This is a genomic window from Thermodesulfatator autotrophicus, from assembly GCF_001642325.1.
Lineage (GTDB): Bacteria > Desulfobacterota > Thermodesulfobacteria > Thermodesulfobacteriales > Thermodesulfatatoraceae > Thermodesulfatator > Thermodesulfatator autotrophicus.
Map to the genome: position 1 here is coordinate 1 of NZ_LSFI01000108.1, position 1214 is coordinate 1214.

1 protein-coding gene is annotated in these 1214 nt (G+C 51.6%); it reads right to left on the reverse strand.

Annotated elements, in window-relative coordinates; translation table 11 throughout:
* Position 1: 1 nt before the first annotated feature.
* Positions 2–1201 carry an elongation factor Tu gene (tuf, locus tag TH606_RS11160; RefSeq protein WP_068544071.1) on the reverse strand — a complete coding sequence of 400 codons (1200 nt, stop codon included), beginning with the start codon at positions 1199–1201 and terminating at the stop codon, positions 2–4.
* Positions 1202–1214 lie beyond the last annotated feature (13 nt).

A 1214-nucleotide genomic window follows, 5' to 3' on the forward strand; every position in this document is an offset into this window, starting at 1 on the left:
ACTATTCCAAAATCTTGGTAACAACACCTGCACCTACCGTGCGTCCACCTTCCCTTATCGCAAATCGCAATCCCTCTTCCATCGCCACAGGCTTTATCAACTGCACCTCAAACTCCACATTATCCCCAGGCATCACCATCTCCACTCCCTCTGGCAACGTCACCACTCCCGTCACATCCGTCGTCCTAAAATAAAACTGCGGCCTATATCCATTAAAAAACGGCGTGTGACGACCTCCCTCTTCCTTCGTCAATATATATACCTCCGCCTTAAAACGCGTGTGCGGCGTTATGCTCCCAGGCTGCGCTAATACCTGTCCCCTCTCTACCTCGTCCTTACCTACCCCTCTTAACAATATACCTACATTGTCTCCTGGTAACCCCTCATCTAGAATCTTCCGGAACATCTCCACACTAGTCGCCACCGTCTTTATCGTCGGCCTCAACCCCACTATCTCTACCTCATCCCCAGGTCGTATCACTCCTCTTTCCACTCTCCCTGTCACCACTGTCCCTCGCCCACTTATGCTGAATACGTCCTCTATCGGCATCAAAAACGGCTTGTCTATCTCCCTCTTAGGCTCAGGTATATAATCATCTACCGCCCTCATCAACTCCCATATCTTCCCGCACCACTCACATTCCTCCTTGCCACACCCACACTCAAGCGCCTTTAACGCACTTCCCCTTATCACCGGTACCTCATCTCCAGGAAAATCATACTTGGAAAGCAACTCCCGAATCTCTAGCTCCACTAACTCCAACAACTCCTCGTCATCTACCATGTCCACCTTGTTCATAAATACCACTATCGCCGGCACGTTAACCTGACGCGCCAATAATATGTGCTCACGAGTCTGCGGCATAGGACCATCTGTGGCTGCCACCACCAAGATCGCACCATCCATCTGCGCCGCTCCCGTAATCATGTTCTTGATGTAGTCCGCATGCCCAGGACAGTCCACGTGCGCATAGTGGCGCTTCTCTGTCTCATATTCAACGTGCGCCAGCTGAATGGTAATCCCCCTCTGCTTCTCCTCTGGCGCACGGTCAATATTGTCAAACGGAATCCATTCCGCCCAACCCTTGGTGGATAACACCCGGGTAATGGCACTGGTCAACGTGGTCTTCCCGTGGTCAATGTGACCTATCGTCCCAATGTTTAAGTGCGGCTTCCGCCTCTCAAACTTCTGCTTGCTCATCTCCTCTCCTCCT